Annotated in this window: 17 protein-coding genes; 12 read left to right on the forward strand and 5 right to left on the reverse strand. The window is 60.9% G+C overall.

What is annotated here, in order from left to right:
• Positions 1-20: 20 nt before the first annotated feature.
• Together E4656_RS09170 and tkt are read left to right on the forward strand one after the other, a co-directional pair.
• Positions 21-650 (forward strand): DsbA family protein, encoded by a 630-nt coding sequence (locus E4656_RS09170; RefSeq protein WP_135482931.1) that lies wholly within the window; start codon positions 21-23, stop codon positions 648-650.
• Positions 651-785: 135 nt separating this feature from the next.
• A complete protein-coding gene (gene tkt / locus E4656_RS09175) occupies positions 786-2,780 on the forward strand; it encodes a transketolase (RefSeq protein WP_135482932.1) in 1,995 nt (664 codons plus the stop codon).
• A gap of 110 nt (positions 2,781-2,890) precedes the next feature.
• Here tkt and E4656_RS09180 read toward each other — a convergent pair whose 3' ends face one another.
• Positions 2,891-3,892, reverse strand: coding sequence for a LacI family DNA-binding transcriptional regulator (locus E4656_RS09180; protein WP_135482933.1), 1,002 nt, complete (start codon positions 3,890-3,892; stop codon positions 2,891-2,893).
• Between the two features lie 718 nt (positions 3,893-4,610).
• The gene (locus tag E4656_RS09185) at positions 4,611-5,465 is read right to left on the reverse strand and encodes a helix-turn-helix transcriptional regulator (RefSeq protein ID WP_135482934.1); all 855 of its coding nucleotides are present in this window, start codon (positions 5,463-5,465) and stop codon (positions 4,611-4,613) included.
• A gap of 217 nt (positions 5,466-5,682) precedes the next feature.
• Between E4656_RS09185 and E4656_RS09190 the strand changes: the two genes are divergently transcribed.
• Entirely contained in the window at positions 5,683-6,432 is a 750-nt protein-coding gene (locus E4656_RS09190; protein WP_167856004.1) for a FecR family protein, read from the forward strand.
• 18 nt (positions 6,433-6,450) lie between these two features.
• On the opposite strand, the gene E4656_RS09195 is transcribed toward E4656_RS09190, so the two are convergent.
• A complete protein-coding gene (locus E4656_RS09195; protein WP_135482936.1) occupies positions 6,451-7,329 on the reverse strand; it encodes a hypothetical protein in 879 nt (292 codons plus the stop codon).
• Positions 7,330-7,558: 229 nt separating this feature from the next.
• Between E4656_RS09195 and E4656_RS09200 the strand changes: the two genes are divergently transcribed.
• A complete protein-coding gene (locus E4656_RS09200; RefSeq protein ID WP_135482937.1) occupies positions 7,559-8,371 on the forward strand; it encodes a TatD family hydrolase in 813 nt (270 codons plus the stop codon).
• A 6-nt stretch (positions 8,372-8,377) separates the two neighbouring features.
• On the opposite strand, the gene E4656_RS09205 is transcribed toward E4656_RS09200, so the two are convergent.
• Positions 8,378-9,772, reverse strand: coding sequence for an aminotransferase-like domain-containing protein (locus E4656_RS09205; RefSeq protein WP_135482938.1), 1,395 nt, complete (start codon positions 9,770-9,772; stop codon positions 8,378-8,380).
• 146 nt (positions 9,773-9,918) lie between these two features.
• Here E4656_RS09205 and E4656_RS09210 point away from each other — a divergent pair, with 146 nt between their 5' ends.
• The 8 genes from E4656_RS09210 to E4656_RS09245 all read left to right on the forward strand — a co-directional run bounded on the left by E4656_RS09210 (position 9,919) and on the right by E4656_RS09245 (position 17,517).
• The gene (locus E4656_RS09210) at positions 9,919-10,527 is read left to right on the forward strand and encodes a LysE family translocator (RefSeq protein WP_135482939.1); all 609 of its coding nucleotides are present in this window, start codon (positions 9,919-9,921) and stop codon (positions 10,525-10,527) included.
• An 85-nt stretch (positions 10,528-10,612) separates the two neighbouring features.
• Entirely contained in the window at positions 10,613-11,806 is a 1,194-nt protein-coding gene (locus E4656_RS09215; protein ID WP_135482940.1) for an MFS transporter, read from the forward strand.
• 108 nt (positions 11,807-11,914) lie between these two features.
• On the forward strand, positions 11,915-13,030 hold the full coding sequence (locus E4656_RS09220) for a GGDEF domain-containing protein (protein ID WP_135482941.1): 1,116 nt from the start codon (positions 11,915-11,917) through the stop codon (positions 13,028-13,030).
• 96 nt (positions 13,031-13,126) lie between these two features.
• Positions 13,127-14,089, forward strand: coding sequence for a 6-phosphofructokinase (gene pfkA, locus E4656_RS09225; protein WP_135482942.1), 963 nt, complete (start codon positions 13,127-13,129; stop codon positions 14,087-14,089).
• Between the two features lie 74 nt (positions 14,090-14,163).
• Complete coding sequence (locus E4656_RS09230) at positions 14,164-15,486, forward strand: sensor histidine kinase (protein WP_205849158.1); 1,323 nt, start codon at positions 14,164-14,166, stop codon at positions 15,484-15,486.
• Entirely contained in the window at positions 15,476-16,057 is a 582-nt protein-coding gene (locus tag E4656_RS09235; protein ID WP_135482943.1) for a response regulator, read from the forward strand. Before E4656_RS09230 ends, E4656_RS09235 begins: the two co-directional genes overlap by 11 nt.
• Position 16,058: 1 nt before the next feature.
• Positions 16,059-16,778 (forward strand): HD-GYP domain-containing protein, encoded by a 720-nt coding sequence (locus E4656_RS09240; protein ID WP_135482944.1) that lies wholly within the window; start codon positions 16,059-16,061, stop codon positions 16,776-16,778.
• Positions 16,759-17,517 (forward strand): DUF6901 family protein, encoded by a 759-nt coding sequence (locus E4656_RS09245; RefSeq protein ID WP_135482945.1) that lies wholly within the window; start codon positions 16,759-16,761, stop codon positions 17,515-17,517. Before E4656_RS09240 ends, E4656_RS09245 begins: the two co-directional genes overlap by 20 nt.
• A gap of 6 nt (positions 17,518-17,523) precedes the next feature.
• On the opposite strand, the gene E4656_RS09250 is transcribed toward E4656_RS09245, so the two are convergent.
• Entirely contained in the window at positions 17,524-19,704 is a 2,181-nt protein-coding gene (locus E4656_RS09250) for an EAL domain-containing protein (protein WP_135482946.1), read from the reverse strand.
• Positions 19,705-19,757: the final 53 nt, after the last annotated feature.

Below are 19,757 nucleotides of genomic sequence, written 5' to 3' on the forward strand. Positions count from 1 at the left end.
CAAGCTCAAGGGACTGTCTTATGAAACCATTCAATATCGTACTGCTCATGATGCTGGTGCTGCTGGCCGCCTGTGCTTCGGCACCTGCACAGCGCGACCAGGTGCGGCAGGACTACCCGCAGCAGGCGGATCCGGATCGCGACGAAGTCATGGTGTTTTTCGGCTATCAGTGCGGCCCCTGCCATCAGTTCTACGAGCAGGAGCTCACCCACTGGCTGACGACTGCCGATGACAATGTGGATACCCTGCTAGTGCCGGTGGTATTCAGTTCCAGTGTCGAGGCGGCAGCGCGCGGCTTCCATGCCGCCGAACTGATGGGGGCCAACCCGGACTTCCACCGCTCCATCTTTGTGGCCTTTCAGTCCAACCCGGAGCGGGTGGCGACAGCGGAACAGGTCATCGAACTGGCGGGCCATTGCTGCGGACTGGATCAGGAGGAATTCCGCCGACTCTATGAATCGGAAGCGGTGGATCGGCGCATGCGCCAGGCCGAGACGCTGACTCGCGGCCATGGCATCAGCATGACCCCCTCCGTGATGGTCAACCGTGAGCTAGTGCTTGATCCCTATGATGTGCAGATGGGCGAGCGCCTGATCGACCTGGTCGATAACGCTCTGCAGGGTGATTTTCCATCCGGCAGAGGCATCTGATTCGGCTGTTGCGGCACTGTACGGTCGGGTTGCTGGTCAGATTCTCACCATTCGGGGTTTAATTCGGGGCAACCTTCGGCGACAATACGCGCCCGCTATGGACCCTATCGAGACCCTGGACAGAGAGATATCCTGATGCCCAATCGTACAGAGCTGGCGAATGCCATCCGCGCCCTCAGCATGGACGCCGTGCAAGCGGCGAAAAGCGGCCACCCCGGTGCCCCCATGGGCATGGCCGATATTGCCGAGGTGCTGTGGCGCGACTACCTGAATCACAATCCGCAGAACCCCGACTGGCCCAACCGTGACCGCTTTGTGCTGTCCAATGGTCACGGTTCCATGCTGCTGTACTCTCTGTTGCACCTGTCGGGCTATGAGCTGCCGCTGGAAGAGCTGAAAAACTTCCGTCAGTTGCACTCCAAGACCCCCGGTCACCCTGAATATGGTTATGCGCCCGGTGTGGAAACCACCACCGGCCCGCTGGGCCAGGGCCTGGCCAATGCGGTCGGCATGGCACTGGCCGAACGTGTGCTGGGGGCCCAGTTCAATCGCAAGGGGCATGCGGTGGTCGATCACTTCACCTACTGCTTCCTGGGTGACGGCTGCATGATGGAAGGCATTTCGCATGAAGTCAGCTCCCTGGCCGGCACTCTGGGTCTGGGCAAGCTGATCGCCTTCTATGATGACAACGGCATCTCCATTGATGGCGATGTGGACGGCTGGTTCACCGACGACACCGTGGCACGTTTCGAAGCCTACGGCTGGCAGGTGATTCCGCGTGTGGACGGCCATGACCCGGACGAGATTCGTACCGCCATCGACACCGCGCGCAAGAATACCGATCAGCCGACACTGATCTGCTGCAAGACCATCATCGGTTTCGGGTCGCCCAACAAGGAAGGCAAGGAGTCTTCTCACGGGGCGCCGCTGGGTGAAGACGAGATCCAGCTGACCCGCGAGCGTCTGGGCTGGAAACACGGCAGCTTTGAAATTCCGCAGGACATCTATGACGCCTGGGATGCGCGCGGCAAGGGGCGCCAGAAGGAGCAGGCCTGGAACGAGGCCATGGAGATCTATCGCCGTGAGCACCCGGAGCTGGCAGCAGAACTGGAGCGCCGCCTCAACGGCGACTTGCCGGCCGACTTTGCGGCCAGGGCACGTGACATCATCCAGGCCACCAATGAAAAGGCGGAGAAAGTGGCCAGCCGCAAGGCCAGCCAGAATGCGATTCAGGCGCTGGCGCCGCTGCTGCCCGAATTTCTTGGCGGCTCGGCCGACCTGGCCGGCAGCAACCTGACCAAATGGGAAGGCTGCAGGCCGATCACCCGCCTGGACCCGGAAGGCAACTATGTCTACTACGGGGTGCGCGAATTCGGCATGACCGCCATCATGAACGGGGTCGCCCTGCACGGTGGCTTCATTCCCTATGGCGGCACCTTCCTGATGTTCATGGAATACGCCCGCAATGCAGTGCGCATGTCGGCGCTGATGAAGCTGCGCAGCATCCTGGTCTATACCCATGATTCCATTGGCCTGGGTGAGGACGGCCCGACCCACCAGGCGGTCGAGCAGCTCACGGCACTGCGCAGCACGCCGAACCTGGAAACCTGGCGCCCCTGTGACACCGTCGAGACTGCGGTGGCCTGGGTGCAGGCGGTGCAGCGCACCGAAGGCCCGGCGGCGCTGATCTTCTCGCGCCAGGGTCTGCCGCATCAGAACCGGGACGCAGCCCAGATCGATGCCATCGAGAAAGGGGCCTATATCCTGCGTGACTGCGAAAGCACCCCGGAGGCCATTCTGATTGCCACCGGTTCCGAGGTGGGCATCACCATGGAAGCCGCTGAGCAGCTGTCTGCGGCGGGTACTGCGGTGCGCGTTGTGTCCATGCCCTGCGCTGAGCGTTTCGAGGCCCAGAGCCCCGAGTACCGCGAGAGCGTGCTGCCTGCCGCCGTGCGCAGGCGGGTGGCGGTGGAAGCGGCCAGCAAGGATTTCTGGGCCAAGTATGTCGGCCTGGATGGCGCCGTGGTGGGCATGGATTCCTTCGGTGAGTCGGCCCCGGCGGAAGCGCTGTATCAGCACTTCGGCCTGACGCCGGAGAATATCGTGCAGACGGTGCGCAACCTGGGCTGATGAATCACCGGGCTCTGCCCGCTGGTTGTCGAGCGCTCGCAACAAAAGGCCGGTTTTCCCTGGAAAGCCGGCCTTTTTTGTGGCTGTGGTTCGCGTTTCGGTGCCGGGGTTCAGCCCCGACGCGGGGCCGCACTGCTGTTGCGCGCCACCAGCGTTGGCTGGAAGGCGAACTGCACATCAAAACCGCGGCCGTACACCCGGTTGAGAATATGTCGGCCTGCCATGGCGGCCATCTCCGCGATGGGTACGCCCACTGTGGACAGCGAGGGCGAGAAATAGTGTGCATAGGGCACATCGTCGTACCCGATCACGGACATGTCGTCCGGTACCTGATAACCCTGCTCGGTCAGCCAGCCCATGGCCCCGATGGCGATATCATCATCACCCGCCACAATGGCGGTGGCCTGCGGGAACTGCTGCAGCAACTGTTTGGCCGCCCGATAGCCACTGCCTTCGTCGTAGTCGCTTTCGACAATCTGTGCATCGGTTACCGGCAGGCCCGCCGCCTGCAAGGCATTGCGATACCCCTGCACACGATCCATGGCGTCCTGTTTCCAGGACGGACCGGCAATGCAGCCGATATGCCGGTGCCCCAGGCCAATCAGGTGCTCGGTGGCCAGATGTCCCCCCATCAGGTTGTCGAGATGCACGCTGTCTACCTGAGCCGAATCGATATGGCGATTGAGGCAGACCAACGGCACGCGCTGGGCCAGGTCTTCCAGGGCTTCGTCACTGAGTCGCTCGGCGTGCAGCACCAGGGCGTCACAGCGGCGACTGAGCAGGAAGTCGACCGCCTCCTGCTCCATCTTCTCGTCACTATGGCTGGAGGCAATCAACAGGTACTTGTTGTTGTCCCGCAGCACTTGCTCGAGCCCGCCCATCAGCGGGCCGTAGTAGGGGCCGTGCAGCTCGGAGACGATCAGGCCCACGGTGTTGGAGCGATTGGAGGCCAGAGACTGGGCAAAGGCGTTGGGCGTGTACCCCAAGGCAGTCATGGCAGACTCGACGCGTTCACGCGTCGATTGCGATACCCGGGCGCTGCCGTTCATTACGCGAGAGACGGTTGCCTGTGAAACGCCGGCGAGTTCGGATACCTGTTTGATGGTGGCCATAGACTGCTCTGTTGTCATATTTGTTGCCGCTATTCTCGGGCTTTCAGCGACGATGTTCAAATCGGTCAATATGGGCGTTACCTTAGACTCCAGTGCGTCATGGTTTTGACTGTCATTCGGTAGCCGTGGCTCTGAAAGGGCCTGCGGCGCTTTTCCCCAGTTCCTGTGGATAAAGATGTGGTTAAAGCGGGTGAAACACTGCAGAACGCAGTGATAGCGAGCCCCTTGTCAGATTGTTCAAAATTTAACCAGCTTATTAAACACCTTTAAAATCATATAGTTATGAATGTCAACCTGTGAATGTCTGGTTGCCGGGCGGTTTTTGGCGGGACGCTGTTGCTTTTATAGCCAATGTGCATAAGACAAACTGAAGTGCACCGAAACAGGGCGAATCAGGTGCCAAAATGAGCAGCCCGCAAGGGAGCAGAAATCCCGGGTCTGAGCCGCCGAACTTTTGGAATAGTCAGGGTTGGACAAAAGTTGGATAAAAAAAGGGGCTTGAAGAAGCCCCCCAATAGATGCCACTGAGTGCCCTGGCGGGCACTGATTACTCATCACACAGACAGGCAACCGGGAGTTCAGTTGCCTGAGACAGACCGCAGGCGATCTCTGCAGTCTGGGTTAACAAGGTAGCGAGGCCGGGCGGCAGGGGCCATAGAGAAACAGATACAAACGGTGGGCCGGGAAGTCGCGTTCTCGCCAGAGGTCCTGTTCAGGGCTACCTTTGTCTCTGACTCAGGCGGTACAGGGTCATGGTACCGACAATGTGGTCCAGCACGGATTCCTTCAGGTCGTCGGCGACACACTCGAACAGGTCGAGGGCGGTATTGTAGCGCGTGGACAAGGCCTGGCGGGCGGCGTAGTAACGGGTGTTGATTGCCAGTGCCAGGGGCGGCAGCTGCATGGCATAGGAGAAGCGAGGCAGCATGGCGAACGAGTAGGTTACATCCCCGCGTTCAATGGACAGGTAATGACTGGTGGAAATGCCCAGCCCATTGGCCATCTCTTCCTGGCTGTAGTTGAGCATCTGCCGTACCAGACGCAGGTTGGCGCCTACGGTCAGATAGAGGTTATGGCTCATGACTTCGGCTCGTGCTTCCTCCAGCAGGTGGTCATCCAGGCAGCAGCTTGCCGGATCGGGCAGCAGTTCCGGCAGATCCAGCAGGCGCTGAATCTGTTGCAGGGTGTCACAGAAGACCAGGGTAGGCGATTCACACAGCCACTGGGACAGGCGGAAAAAGTGCGGCGGAATAGCGCGTTCATTCTGGCCGTAGCGGCTGGGGCTGAGCAGGACGCTGGGTGGGGCACCGAAAATCAGGGACCACAGACTGATGGTGTGCAGCCTCGGCATGGCGACGCCGGACTCATAGCGCAGATACTGGGCCCGACTGATGTGCAGCTGTTGGGCGGCACAGCGCTGAGACCAGCCACGATCACTGCGGCTGCGCCGTAACATATTGCCCACATGGCCGGGCAGGTCTGCCTCCAATGCACTGTACTGGGCCGTTCGTATGCCCTCATGGGCGCGCAGAAAGGCGGCCAGTTGGTGCAGGGTCTCAGTTGCTTTTTCCACCGTTTTTACCGCTCCGGCCGGGCAAACTAGTTGGCATGATGCCGCCAAATGTGAAGTCCGTCAAAAAAACGGAATTCAGGTTGCTGTTTTTTTGACCGTTCTGGCGTGTCAGGCCGTATGTCCTGCCGGTGTACTGAATGTGGCCAGATTGTTGGTCCATGGTCCATACTGGTCAGTCACTACCCACAGCCCCGCAGACAAGGAGATTTCCATATCCATGTTCAAAGTATCGGCTTTTCCCCGCCGCACGCTGATGGCTCTCGTTCCCTCTGCGCTGATGGCTCTCGCTCCCTCTGCGCTGATGAGGTTTGCTCCCTCTGCGCTGATGGCTCCTCTTCGCTACTCGCTGATGGCTCTTACCCTGCTTGGGCTGGCGTTGCCGGCAGCGGCCGATGATGTCATTGCCCGTGTGGTATCGCTGCAGGGGGCCGCCCAGCTGAATTCTGATGCAACTGTTCAGCGCGGCACGGCCCTGCGGGTCGGTGACAGCATAGTGACGGCGCCGGAGGCCCGCGCACGACTGCGGTTTATCGGCGGTAGCCTGCTCACACTGGGCGCTGATACCGAACTTGAAATTGCCCGTTATGAGCCGGCCACCCAGACCGCCGAGCAGCAGGCGCACTTCCGGGTTCTGCGGGGCGTGTTTCTGGCTGTCGCGGAGGGCGTGAGCTCTGCTGACAGCGCGTACCTGATTGAAACCCCGGCCGCCACCATGGGCATTCGAGGCACCATTGTCTGGGGCGGTTATTTTATTCCCGGCCAGGCTGACTATGTGCTGTTTGGCGGCGGCCCGGTCGAAGTCTTTAATGAACAGGGCACTGTGCTGCTGACCGAAGGCGGTCAGGGTACGACAGTACGCGTGGACGCCGACGGCCGGCCGCTGGCCGAACCGGATGCCCCCGGGTTCTGGACGCCGGCCAAGGTGTTTGAGGCCACTACCACCATTGCAGCTCCGGGCGGGCAGTAGCGCGCGTTCAGGCCTGGCTCAGAACTGCCAGTCGGAGTGCGAGTTGCCTACTTCGATCCGGTACCAGTCGTGAACTGCCGGCTGCAGAAAGCCCGCATCGATATAAGCCTGTTCGGTGCGACCTTCTTCCTTGAGTCGCAGCAGGCCCAGTTGCAGCGCCGAGTTGAAGAAGGCGCCGTTGGCGTGCTGGCGCGAGACAGCCAGATGGCGGCTGCCCTGCAGGGCTAGCTTGATGCCGGGTACCGGGGCCAGGGTCCGGTCATCCAGTTCCAGCAGCATGTGCTCATTGGACTGAAAAGGTGCGATCAGGAAGCTGATCTCGCCGGAGCGCACGGATTCCACCTGTGACGGCCAGGCGTCCCAGTGGACCAGGGCGTCGAAGCCGGTTTCGGTGAGGCGCTGCCAGTCCTGCTGCCACTGGCGGGTGGAGATCTGACGCAGGCTGCTGACATCCTGGCCTTCCAGGACCACGGAGTCAGGGTGGACATAGAAACCCACTTCGAACTGGCCGCGACTGATGACCGAGGTGGAAATGCGGACATCTTCATGCAACGGGGTCAGTTCGCCCAGCCAGAAGCTGGTACCGGCGGCTACGGCGCTGCCGTCACGCAGGGCATCTTTCATGGCGCTGCCGCTGTCCACGGCCACAAACTCGATAGGCAGTGTGACTTCGGCTGCGGCAAGCGCCTGCTGCAACAGCACCATCTCCACGACTTCGCGGCTGCTGTAGCGGCCACTGTAATCGCGAATATTCAGCGGGTCTCGACCATCCAGAAAGCGTTCATAGTCGGCGAGAGCGTCGGGTGGGACCACTACGGTGTTGCGGGGTTCGTTGTTGGCCAGGCCGAGCTGGGCGCACAGCAGTGCCAGGCCGATCAGCAATATCATGCGGATCATGCGTCTAGTATCTCCGGTGAGTCGGCGACTGATACCACGCCTATTCAAACCGCCGGGTTTATAGTTGTGTCACGGTTCTGCGGCTACTGTATATCGTTTGGGCCGGACAGGTCCAGAGCTACGGACCCTGACGACCGGGGTGGTAGTGCTTTATACTGGGCTGGTTGGCTGCGGGTGATTCCGCGCCGCTTTTCTTTCTGATCTGATCATCGAATTGTTGTGAGGTTGCATGTCCGGCAAGAGCAAGCGCAAAGAGATACCGGTTTTCCAGACCCCGCTGATAGAGACGCATTGCCATCTGGATTACCTGCAGCAGGACAGCACCGAAGCCATTCTGCAGCAGGCGCGTGAGCGCGGCGTGGAGCGCTTCATTACCATTGCTGTGGCGCCCGACAATCTGGATACCGTGCGCACCCTGGCGGATACGCACGATGCCGTGTACTGCACCCAGGGTGTGCATCCGCACGAGGCCAGACTGTACACCGCCGAGGTCGGGCAGCGCATTCGCGCCGGCGCCGAGTCGGAGCGCGTGGTGGCCATTGGCGAAATCGGTCTCGACTACCACTATGACAACTCGCCGCGTGCACAGCAGCGCCAGGCCTTTGCCGAGCAATTGCAGATTGCTCTGGATATGGCGCTGCCGATCGTGGTCCATACCCGGGATGCGGATGACGACACCATGGCCATTTTCCGCGAGTTCAGCGGTCAGGGGCTGCGCGGTGTCATCCACAGTTTTACCAGCAGCCCGGAACTGGCCGAGTTCTGTCTGCAGGAGGGGTTTCATCTGGGCTTCAACGGCATCATCACCTTCAACAAGGCGGAGAATGTCCGTGCCGTGGTGGCGGAGACGCCGGTGGAGCGTATTCTGCTGGAGACCGACTCGCCCTTCCTGACGCCGGTGCCGTTCCGGGGCAAGGAAAATGCCCCCTTCTATCTGCCGCTGGTGGCCGAAAAGGTCGCCGAGCTCAAGGACAGCCCCCCGGAGGCCCTGATCAGGCAGACCACGCAGAATGCCAGGGACCTGTTCTTTCACGGCGCCTGACTCTGCTCAGACCGTGCTGTCGGCCAGCCAGTGGTCGTCGGCCTGGGGCTGCCCCAGACAGTCACGCAGGCGCGTCAGGGCGGTTTCCAGCTGCCATTCCGTGGTGTCACCGCCAATACAGAGGCGAATCGCTTCCGGCGCGGGGAACTGGCCGACAGCGAACACATCCGCCGCTTTCACTTCAATGCCCTGCCGGTGCAGATGCTGGGTCAGATCGCGGGCGCGCCAGTGTTCCGGCAGCATCAGCCAGCCGCTGAGCGACTGTGGGTGCGCCCGATAGTCGAACCCCCGCAGCAGCGTCCTGGCCAGGTCATGCCGGCGGGCACTCTGGGCGCGCTGATGCCGCAATGAGGTGTCGAGCCGGGGGTGTTCAATCCAGCGTGCGACCAGCTCACTGAGCAGCGGTGGCACCATCCAGCTGTTGACCCGAATGGCGACCCGGAAACGATCCATCCACGAAGGCGGAGGCAGCAGAAAGCCGACCCGCAGCCCTCCTGCCAGGGCCTTGGTGCAACTGCTGATGCCCACCACCTGCTCCGGTGCCAAGGCCACCATGGGCGGCCCGGCGTCAGTCACCAGTGCACTCTGTACATTGTCTTCAATGACCATGACGCCATAGTGCCGGCAGATGTCGAGCAGCGCCGTTTTGCGTGCCTGTGACATCTGGCTGCCGGTGGGATTCTGCAGCTGTGGCATCAGGTAGAGCGCGCGCGGTCGGTAACGCTCGCAGGCAGTCTTGAGCGCATCGGGGTGCAGGCCCTGCTCGTCCATGTTCAGACCAATGTGGCGCAGCCGCAGGTGGCGGGCGGCGAGAATAAAGCCGCTGTAGGTCAGCCCTTCACTGAGCACGGTGTCTCCGGTATCGCACAGCGTCGTGAGGGCGGTAAACAGGCCGTTCTGGCCGCCGCTGCAGAGCAGAATGTTTTCCGGTGAGCGCTCGGTGCCCTCCCGCGCCAGCCAGCGACTGGCCGCCGCCCGGTGCCGGTAGAGACCGGTTTCGGGGCCGTAGCCCAGCAACTCTTCCAGCAGGACCGGATCCTGGCTGATGGCCTGCAGGTTATCCTGCAACAGCGGTAGCTGCTGGTCGCGCAGTGCCAGGGTGAAGCCGAGGTCGATGTCGGAGCGCTGCTCACTGAAACGAAAGGAGTCGACCTGACTGCACTGGCGCACATAGGTGCCGGAGCCGACGCGGGCCTCCAGCAGACCCAGGCGTTCGGCTTCGGCATAGGCGCGGGTGACCGTGCCGGTAGTGACGGCCAGCATGTCCGCCAGACGGCGCTGTGGCGGCAGGCGGGTGCCGGGGCTCAGTGTGCCCTGCTCAATGGCCTGGCGGATGACAGCCGCAATGGCCTGATACTTGGGCAGGTCGGCGGGCAGTTGTTCGGGCGTCCATATTGTCATGGTGTCAATAAAACAATTGCAGAATATGAGTGTTTATATAGTATCAATTGTTCTGCAGAGTGTCGCGCAATATCAAAATTGTACCCATACAAATTGCAATCAGTTGCCGCTTTCAGGCGCTATGAAAGGAAAGGAGCCTTTGTCGGATGACCCTGTCGTATCTGCTGTCCCTGTTCATGTTCACGGTCGTGGCCACCATTACGCCGGGCCCGAACAACCTGATGGTAACGGCCAGCGGGGCCAATTTCGGTTTCCGTCGCACCATCCCGCATATTCTGGGCATTGCAGTGGGGTTCTCGGTGCTGGGGTTGGTGATTGCATCCGGGCTGGGGGCTGTATTCGAGCGCTGGCCGGTGATGCAGCGCATTCTGCAGGTGGTGGGGGCGACCTACCTTTTGTTTCTGGCCTGGAAAATATGGCGTGCGGGTCGCGTGCAGCTCAGTGATGTGGAGGTCTCAGAAGAGGCGCGACCACTGACCTTCTGGCAGGCCGCGGCCTTCCAGTGGGTCAATCCCAAGGCCTGGACCATGGCCATCACGGCACTGTCGGCTTTCGCCCTGGCCCCGCCCATGCACATCTGGTCGGCTGCGGCCGTGATCCTGATGTATTTTGTGGTGGCCTTCCCCTGCACCTCGTTCTGGACCCTGCTGGGCCGGGAGGTGGTCAAGTGGCTGCACAGTGATCGGGCCCGGCAGTGGTTCAATTCGACCCTGGCGGCGCTGACGGTGGCATCGGTCGGCCTGATCTTTATCTGAGGCTCATGTTACCCTCGGCGCTCTGTCGTCGACGCCCTCCCGCAGGGCGTCCGAACCTGCTTACTGTGGAGTGTGCTGTAGTCTCATGTTGCATCGGCTGTCCCTGTCCCTGCGTACCATCCTGCTGCTCTGGTTCAGCGGTCTGTATCTGCGCCTGATGTTGCTGGTCACCGCGCCTTTGGGGCCCCGAATGGCAGAGGACCTGGGGCTGTCGGCCACCGTCATGGGCATGCTGACCACGTTGCCGGTGCTGATGCTGGCCAGTGGGGCCATTGCCGGAGCCTGGGTGGTGGCACGTCTCGGCGTGAGGACCACGCTGATCTTCGCACTGCTGCTGGCGGTGGCCGGTTCGATTGCACGGGCCGGGACAGACGGGGCCCTGACCCTGCTGTTGGCCACGGCCGTCATGGGGCTGGGTATAGCGGCCATGCAGACGTCACTGCCGTCTCTGGTCAGGCAATGGACTCCGGGGCGGGTGGCGCTGGCCACGGCCATCTACATGAACGGCCTGTTGATGGGCGAGGTGCTGGCCGCCGGGCTGACGCTGCCGCTGGTATTGCCGCTGACGGGCGACAGCTGGCGCCTGACCCTGATGGTGTGGAGTCTGCCTGGCCTTCTGGTGGCGGCGGCTCTCTATGGTATGGGCGCACCCACAAGCCGCCTGCCCAGAGCCGAGCAGCAGCGCCACCACTGGCTGCCGGATTTCCGGCAGCCAGTGGTGTGGGCCATGGGGCTGGTGGTCGGCATGTCCAGCACGCTGTTTTTCGGTCTCAATGCCTATATGGCCAATGTGCTGCAGGATCGGGGTGAAGGCCATCTGCTGGCTTCCGGGTTGCTGCTGTTCAACAGTGCCCAGGTCGTGGCCTCTTTTCTGGCCCTGCGCTATGCCGGTCGGTGGCTGGGCCAGACCAGTCCGCTGCTGACCCTGACCCTGGTCTCTATCGGTGGCACCCTGCTGTTCGGCTTCGGTTCCGGATGGTGGGCACTCTGGGCCGCCTTCGCCACCAGCCTCTGTGTCGGTATTGTGCTGATACTCATGGTATCCCTGCCTGCTGCCATGGCGGTGGCAGATCGGACCGCACCGCTGGCGGCCGGCATGTTCACCATTGGCTATGCTTTGTCGTTTGGCGTGCCGCTGCTCAGCGGTACCCTGGTGGACCACACCGGAGTCGCGAACTGGGCCCTGGCGCCGCTGTTGGCCGTGGCGTTGCTGGCCGTGCCGGCCTGTGCCGTTGTCGGTCACCAGTACCGTCTGGCGCGTTATCGTACCGAGGTCTGACATGGGTTCTTGAACACCTGTTCAAACTCCCCTAAATTGAACTCTGGTACACAGCACCAAAAACAATAATGGCGGTCCGTACTGCCGCCGGTTCTCGGGAGTGCCTTGTTGAGCGCGCCTACTCAGACTCTTGACCCTGTTCAGCGTGCGCAGCGTCTGCGTTTGCAGCGTACGCTCTGGGCCTGTGTGCCGTTGTCGGTGCTGGCTGGCTGTGTGATCGTGATCTACCTGCCACTGGGGCTGGTGCCGCTGGTGCGGGCTGTCGAGTACCTGGCTATCATCCTGCTGTCCTGGTCCCTGTTCTTCGGCATGATACTGACCGGCCTGAACCGGCGTCTGCCGGACCCCAGCATGACGGTGTTGCAGATCTTCACCGGCATATTTTCGCAGCTCTATATCATGTTTTTCCTGACCGACCCGCTGGCCCGGGTGCCTTTCCTGTTGCTGGGTACCGTGAACATGATGTTTGCGGTATTCGCGCTTGGGCTCTGGCGCATGCTGGCGCTGAATGTACTCGGTGTTGGGTCATACGCCGGCATGATTCTGCTGAAGGCCCACTGGTATCCGGTCGGCCTGGCCGATTGGCGGGTGGAAGTGGCTGCTGTGGTGGCCTTCGTAGTGGCCGTCAGCATGAATGCCTATATCGGCAGTGTGATCACCAGCCTGCGGGATCGCCTGCGTTCGCGAAATCGGGAGCTCGAGCAGGCCATGCACCGGCTGGAAGACCTCGCAACCCGTGATCCACTGACCCAGTTGCCCAACCGGCGTTCGGTGATGGAACAGATGGATCTGGAGCAGGCGCGCCTGCAGACCCCGGAGGTGGGCAATCGGCTGTGTCTGTGCATGGTGGATGTGGACCACTTCAAGGCCATCAATGACAACCACGGCCATCATGCCGGCGATGCCGTACTGTGTTGGCTGGCGCGACTGCTTGATGAGAAGGTAGAGGATCAGCATTTCATTGGCCGTTTTGGGGGAGAGGAGTTCCTGTTGCTGCTGCCGGGCTATTCCCTGCACGCCGCGCGCGAACTGATTGACCAACTGCGCCGGGTGGTTGCTGAAGCTCAGCCCCCGACCTTGCCGGCAGGCCAGCGGATCACGTTGTCAGCCGGGGTGGCCGAATGCCGCCCGGAAGATGACATCGAGCACATTCTGCAGCGTGCCGATGAAGCGCTGTATGTCGCCAAGCATCGGGGTCGCAACCGGGTGGTGGCGGCTGACTGACTGCGTTGGCATGCGGGCGAAGCTCAGGGCAGAGACATTTGTAGTAAAATTACGTACACTCGCCCCTCAACCCAACCGAATCACGTTGAGGTAATCATGATCAGGAAAATCGGTGTGCTCACCAGCGGCGGTGATGCGCCGGGCATGAACGCGGCCATTCGCGCCGTGGTCCGGACTGCGCTGCACAATGATCTGGAAGTCTACGGTATCTTCAACGGCTACCTTGGCCTGTATGAAAACAACATCCGCAAGCTGGATCGGCAGGATGTATCAGACCGCATCAATCGGGGCGGTACCTTCCTTGGGTCTGCACGTTTCCCCGAGTTCAAGGAAGAGTCGGTGCGCCGCCAGGCCATCAAGAACCTGGAACAACACGGCATTGATGCGCTGGTGGTCATCGGCGGTGATGGCTCCTACATGGGGGCCAAGTGCCTGACCGAGATGGGTTATCCCTGTATCGGCCTGCCGGGCACCATCGACAATGATGTGCCGGGTACCGAATACACCATCGGCTACAACACGGCATTGAACTGCGTGCTGGATGCCATTGATCGTCTGCGTGATACCTCCTCATCACACCGCCGCATCTCCCTGGTCGAGATCATGGGCCGCCACTGTGGCGATCTGACGCTGGCGGCAGCCGTGGCGGGCGGTGCCGAGTACGCCATCATTCCGGAAAAACCGTTCTCGGAAGAATCCCTGCTGCGGGCCCTGGACAAGGGTGACTCCAAGGGCAAGAAGCACGCCATTATCTGCATTACCGAAAAGATCACCGACACCCACGAGCTGGCGCGCCGCATCGAGGCGCATACCGGCCAGGAAACGCGGGCCACCGTGCTGGGCCATATTCAGCGCGGCGGGGCCCCGGGCGCCTTTGATCGGGTGCTGGCCAGCCAGATGGGTGCGTTCTCGGTTGCCCTGCTGATGGAGGGCGAAGGCGGGCGTTGTGTCGGTATTCAGAACAATCGCCTGGTGCACCACGACATCATCGAGGCCATCGAGAAGATGCCGCGGCCGTTCAATCAGGATCTGTTCGACACCTTCAAGAAGCTGGTCTGACCCTTCAGGGGTAATTGCATGGGCTCAGACCGCAGTTATACTGAGGTCATGTCCATTGACCAGCGGAGGTGAAAATGGAAGTGCCACCTGTTGCAGAGGGGCACATCAATTCGCCCGCTGAACGGATACGCAGACTGAGTGCCGAGGTGGACGCCCGTGCCGCCGAGGCCCTGCAGTCAGGTCAGTTGCCCACTCTGTTGCCGGCTTTGGTCGAGTCGCTTGCGCAGCTCGCAGAGACCGAGCTGAGCGATGTACTTGCGCGCATTGATGTTGAATGGACCACCCCGACAGGTCACACAAGTGAGCTGGGATCAGGGTGCGTGGTCCGGGATTTCCTGACCCTGTCTTTCCGCCCGGGATGTGCGGTCTTTTTCCACTTTCTGCCGGATATCAGTGCCGAGCAGGGCGACCTGCTGGCGCAGGCCATCATGCATCAGTTTGATGTCTTGCAGCGGCGCGAGCTGGAGTACGCACTGTATGCGGATACGCCCGACCTGTTGCTGGCACTGGATCAGGCGCGGGCACAATCACAGGCCAGTCGCGAACAGGTCACTACCCTGGAAGGCCGTCTGTTGCAGAGCGAGAAACTGGCCGCCATCGGCCAGCTGGCTGCCGGTGTGGCGCACGAAATCAACAACCCGATCGGATATGTGGGTTCCAACCTCAATACCCTGCAGGAGTATGTGACCAATCTGCTGCAACTGGTGCAGCAGCTGCTGGCGTGCCTTGATGGCGAGCCGGGCAGCAAGGAGGCGCGTGCCAAGGTGGCGCAGCTGACCGAAGCCGCCGAACTGGAGTTCATCTCCACCGACCTGCCCGTGTTGCTGGGTGAGTCGCAGGAGGGTATCCAGAGAGTGCGCAGAACCGTGCAGGACCTCAAGGACTTCTCGCGTACCGAGCCCTTCCAGTTTGCCTGGGCTGACCTGCACCAGGGGCTGGAAAAAACACTGAATATCGTGCACTACGAACTGAAGCATCGGGCACATATCGTGCGCAACTTCGGTGTCCTGCCGCCGGTGTTCTGCTCCCTCAATCAGTTGAACCAGGTCTTTCTGAACATCCTGCTGAATGCAGGTCAGGCTATGGAAGCACAGGGCGAAATACAGATTACCACACGGGTCGGTGATGACTCTGATGACTGGGTGGTGGTTGAAATTACCGACAATGGCCCTGGTATGACAGACGAGGTACGCGCACGCATATTTGAACCGTTCTTTACCACCAAGCCTGCCGGTGAGGGCACCGGGCTTGGTCTGCCAATTTCTCTGCGCATAGTGGAGCAACACAAGGGACGTATCGAAATCCGCTCAACACCGGGTGTCGGTACCAGCTTCCTGGTCTGGTTGCCAATACAGCCGGATTTCAGATCTGACAGTGGAGACGATCATGGACAGTAACGTAAAGGCTGCCGTTTTACTGGTAGATGATGAGGCCGCCATCCTGTCGGCGCTGCAGCGCGTGTTCCGCAAGTCGGGGTATCAGATTCATACCGCCGAATCCGGAGAGCAGGCGCTGGATGTGCTGACGCGGGAAGCGGTCGATGTGGTGCTGACCGACATGCGCATGCCGGGCATGGATGGTTCCGAGCTGTTGCAGCGGGTGCGGCGCAACTGGCCCAATGTCAGCCGGGTCCTGATGACCGGACATGCGGATCTGAATCAGACGATCAGAGCCATCAATGAAGCCGGGATACACCATTATATCGGCAAGCCATGGGATGACGATGAATTGCTGAGTGTGATGGCAGAGGCGCTGGATCGGGCTCTGGTATACCGCGAGCATCAGCGCCTGCTGCAGGTGACACAGACGCAGAATGCCCGTCTGACCGATCTGACCAATGCGCTGGAAGCCAAGGTCAAGGCCAGAACCGCCGAACTGCAGGATGTCAATGAGAAGCTGGAGCGGACCAACAAATCACTGACCCGGGCCTATCGATCCACCATCAAGGTGTTGTCCGGCCATTATTGAAATGACGCCGGGCATTGAAAAGGGCTTTGCGCAGCAGGTGGCAGAAACGGCCTATGCCATTGGCCGCATCGGCGGCATTGAGCGCCGGGAACTGCTCTACCTGTACTTTGCCGCGCAGTTGCACGAACTGGGCAAGGTGGCGCTGGACCGGGAACTGATCTCGACCAGCCCGGGCGAACTGAGTCATGACGATCAGGCGCTGTATCGGCAATACCCCCTGCTCGGCGGGCTGGCGCTGGAGGGTGTGGACTACCTCAGTGACGTGGCCCGGTTTATTGCCACCCACCAGGAGAACTGGAACGGCAGCGGGTCTCCGCATCAGTTGAAGGCTCATGAGATACCCATGGGCGGTCGGATTGTGCGGGTGGCCCGGGACTACGTCCTGATGATCAATGGCCTGGAACGGGTTGCACCCCATGCCCGGCCGCGCCATGCCATGACGGAAATGCACAGCCAGGTCGGCGGACTCTATGACAGCGAGGTGCTGGTGTGGCTGGAGCGCTTTGTGGAACGTCGCCAGCGCGATGAGGGTACGGAAGATGAGCGGCTCACAGTGGCCCGACAGTTGATGCCGGGCATGGTGGTCTCGCGGGATTTCTATACCAGTCATGGCGTACTGATGCTGGCCCGCAACCATGTGCTGACAGAGCGGAATGTCGACCACCTGGTGGATTTGCAACAGATTGAAAAGGGTGAGATCAGTGTCTGGGTCCAAGTCTGAAAACGCCAGCTTTGTCTATCATTTCGAGCTGGCGGATAAATCGATTCGCATCGGTGTCTGGCAGGACGCGATGGGCCGCATTGTCGGCGTGGATACGGGCGGTGAGACACAGGTGGAGCCGGAACTGATCGCACTCGAGACGGAGCAATGCGTGCATTGCCCACTGCATGGTACCGATTCGCCGGCGTGTCCGCTGGCGGCAGTGGTCTGCCCCGTGGTGGCCCGGTTTGCACATCTGGACTCGCACACCCCGGCCCGCGTCGTTGTGCATTCATCGACACGCGACTACCATGTGGACACCAGTGTGCAGCAGGGTCTGCGCTCGCTGCTGGGCCTGCTTATGGGCGGCAGCAGCTGTCCGCACATGACATTCTTCCGCCCCATGGCCCGTTACCACCTGCCCTTCTCTGATGAAAGCGAAACGCTGTTCCGGGCGGTGACCAACTTTGCAATGGCCAGTTATCTGCTGTCCAGGCGGGAGGGCAGAGCCGCCCCGGACCTGATTCTGCTGCAGGACATCTACCAGAAAATAAAGGTGCTCAATCAGGGTGTCAGTGGTCGTCTGCGCCTGATGAGTGACTCTGACGCCACCTCGAACGCCATTGTGCTGCTGGACCTCTTTGCCAAGTATCTGGGCAGCTACCTGGATGAAGGCCTGGAAGCAGTCGGCGCGCTGTATGCCGATTTCCTGCAGGGCCAGGCCGACAACCCGCCGGAGCAGGGCCGGTCGAAACCCTGAGCCCGCTCAGGGGTCTGACTTGTCCTGATGCAGTTGGAAGGCCTGGCGCACGGTATCGAGCAACTCGTCATCGCGCCAGGGCTTGGTCAGGCATTTGTACACTGCGATGTCGTCTATCCCGCTGGCGATCAGTGCCGGATTGGAATAACCAGTCAGGAGAAGGCGAACAATGTCGGGTTGCTGCGATTCGACGTGGCGCAGCAGTTCGATGCCGGAAGAACCCGGCATGGCATGATCCGTCAGAATGACTTCCACGGTTTCCTCAGCCAGAATCACCGTGGCTTCTTCCGCCGATCCGGCCGTCAGTATGCGCAGTGGCTCGTGGCGGAACAGGCGCTGTAGAGCGCTCAGTACATTGTCTTCGTCATCCACCAGCAACAGGGTGGGCTGATCATCCTTTCCTCCGGCTCGCTTCTGCTGTTTCTCCAGCAGCAGGGCATAAATGCCTTCGGCGGCGATGGGCGGTGAGAAATAGTAGCCCTGAGCCTGATCACAGAAATGGCGGCTCAGGAAATTCAGTTGTGGCAGTGTCTCCACGCCCTCTGCAACCACCTCCAGATTGAGGTTGCGCGCCATGGCAATGATGGTTCTGACAATGGCACTGTCGTGCTGATCATCAGGCAGTCCGGATATAAAGCTCTTGTCAATCTTGAGGCGATCGATCGGCAGTTTTTTCAGGTAGCTCAGGCTGGAGTAGCCGGTGCCGAAGTCATCGATGGACAGCCTTACACCCAGTTTCTTCAGCGCATTCAGCTTGTCCAGTGTGACACTGGCATCGCTGAACATGATGCTTTCAGTCAGTTCCAGTTCAAGCAGATCCGGGCGCAACCCGGAGTCCTCCAGAGCCTGGTGCACGCTGTCTGTAAAGGACTCACGGCTGAGTTGTGTGGCCGACACATTGACCGCAACGGAGCCCGGGTTGAGCCCCAGCCGGACCCATTCTCTGAGCTGGTTGCATGCCGTGCGCAACACCCATTCCCCCAGCGCGACGATGTGTCCGCTGTCTTCGGCGATCTGAATGAAGTCCTGGGGTGCCAGCAGGCCTCGCTTGGGATGACGCCAGCGGGCGAGCGCTTCCACACCGAGAATCTGCTGGGTGCGACAGGACATCTGAGGCTGGTAGTGCAGCAGGAACTGCCCCTCCTGAATGGCGTCGAAGATTTCGCTGCGCAGTACCAACTGGTAGTCCGGCTGTGAATCGATGTCCGGATGATAGAGTGTATGACTGTTGCGCCCCTCTCGCTTGGCCCGTTCGGCAGCCTGCTCGACGCGCCGCAGTACCTCGTCGGCAGTCAGTTCCGCGTTGGTGACCAGATGTGCGCCGATACTGGCCGAAAGGCGCAGATCCGGTTTTACTGCCAGCCGTTTCATGATCAGTTCATTCAGCGTCAGGCACCAGGCCGACAGGGCTGTTTCATCGGGCACGCCCGGGGCCACCAGCAGGAATTCATCACCGCCCTGGCGACCCAGCGTGGTGGCCGCTCCGAGGTGCTGTCGCAGCCGTTCGGCCAGCGCCAGCAGAATCTGATCGCCAATGACATAGCCCAGTTCGGCGTTGATGGCGCTGAACCGGTCGATGTGAATGTCGACCACGGCCAGGGGTTCTGCCGTCCGGTGGGCGTTGTCCAGTGCTGTCTGCAGCCGATCACGGAGCAGGTAGCGATTGGGCAGGCCGGTCAGGGTGTCATGGGTGGCGCGAAACTGCGCTTCGGAGCGCGCCACGGAGGCCCTGGTCTCGGCTACCTTCTGCAGTGTGATGTCCTCGCAGACGGCAATGAAATGCGAGATTGTTTCAGCCTCGGTCCGGATTGGGGATATGTAGATACGGTTCCAGAACAGATCTCCGTTCTGCCGGTAGTTGCGCAGAACAGCGCGGCAGGAGCAATGCTCTCTCAGGGCTTTCCGCACCAGATCCAGGCTTGGCTGGTCACGGTCATTGCCCTGCAGAAAGCGGCAGTTCCGCCCCAGAACCTGTTCCCGGTTGTAGCCGGTTATGCTCTCGAAGGCCGGATTGACATAGATGATCGGGTCATCCTGTTCCGCATCCGCCAGTGCAATGCAGACAGCAGTACTGGTGGCGTTCAGGGCCCCCTCATACAGTTGCATGCGCGCTTTGACCGACTGTGGCAGGGCGAACTTCCCGGTCGCGCTGTGTTTGCTTGCCTGGATGCGCTTCTTTGTTCCCATGGCTGACAAGGTCTGTGATGACAAAGGATGTCCGCCGGACAGACGCCGGCTCG

The organism is Natronospirillum operosum, from assembly GCF_004768465.1.
Taxonomy (GTDB): domain Bacteria; phylum Pseudomonadota; class Gammaproteobacteria; order Pseudomonadales; family Natronospirillaceae; genus Natronospirillum; species Natronospirillum operosum.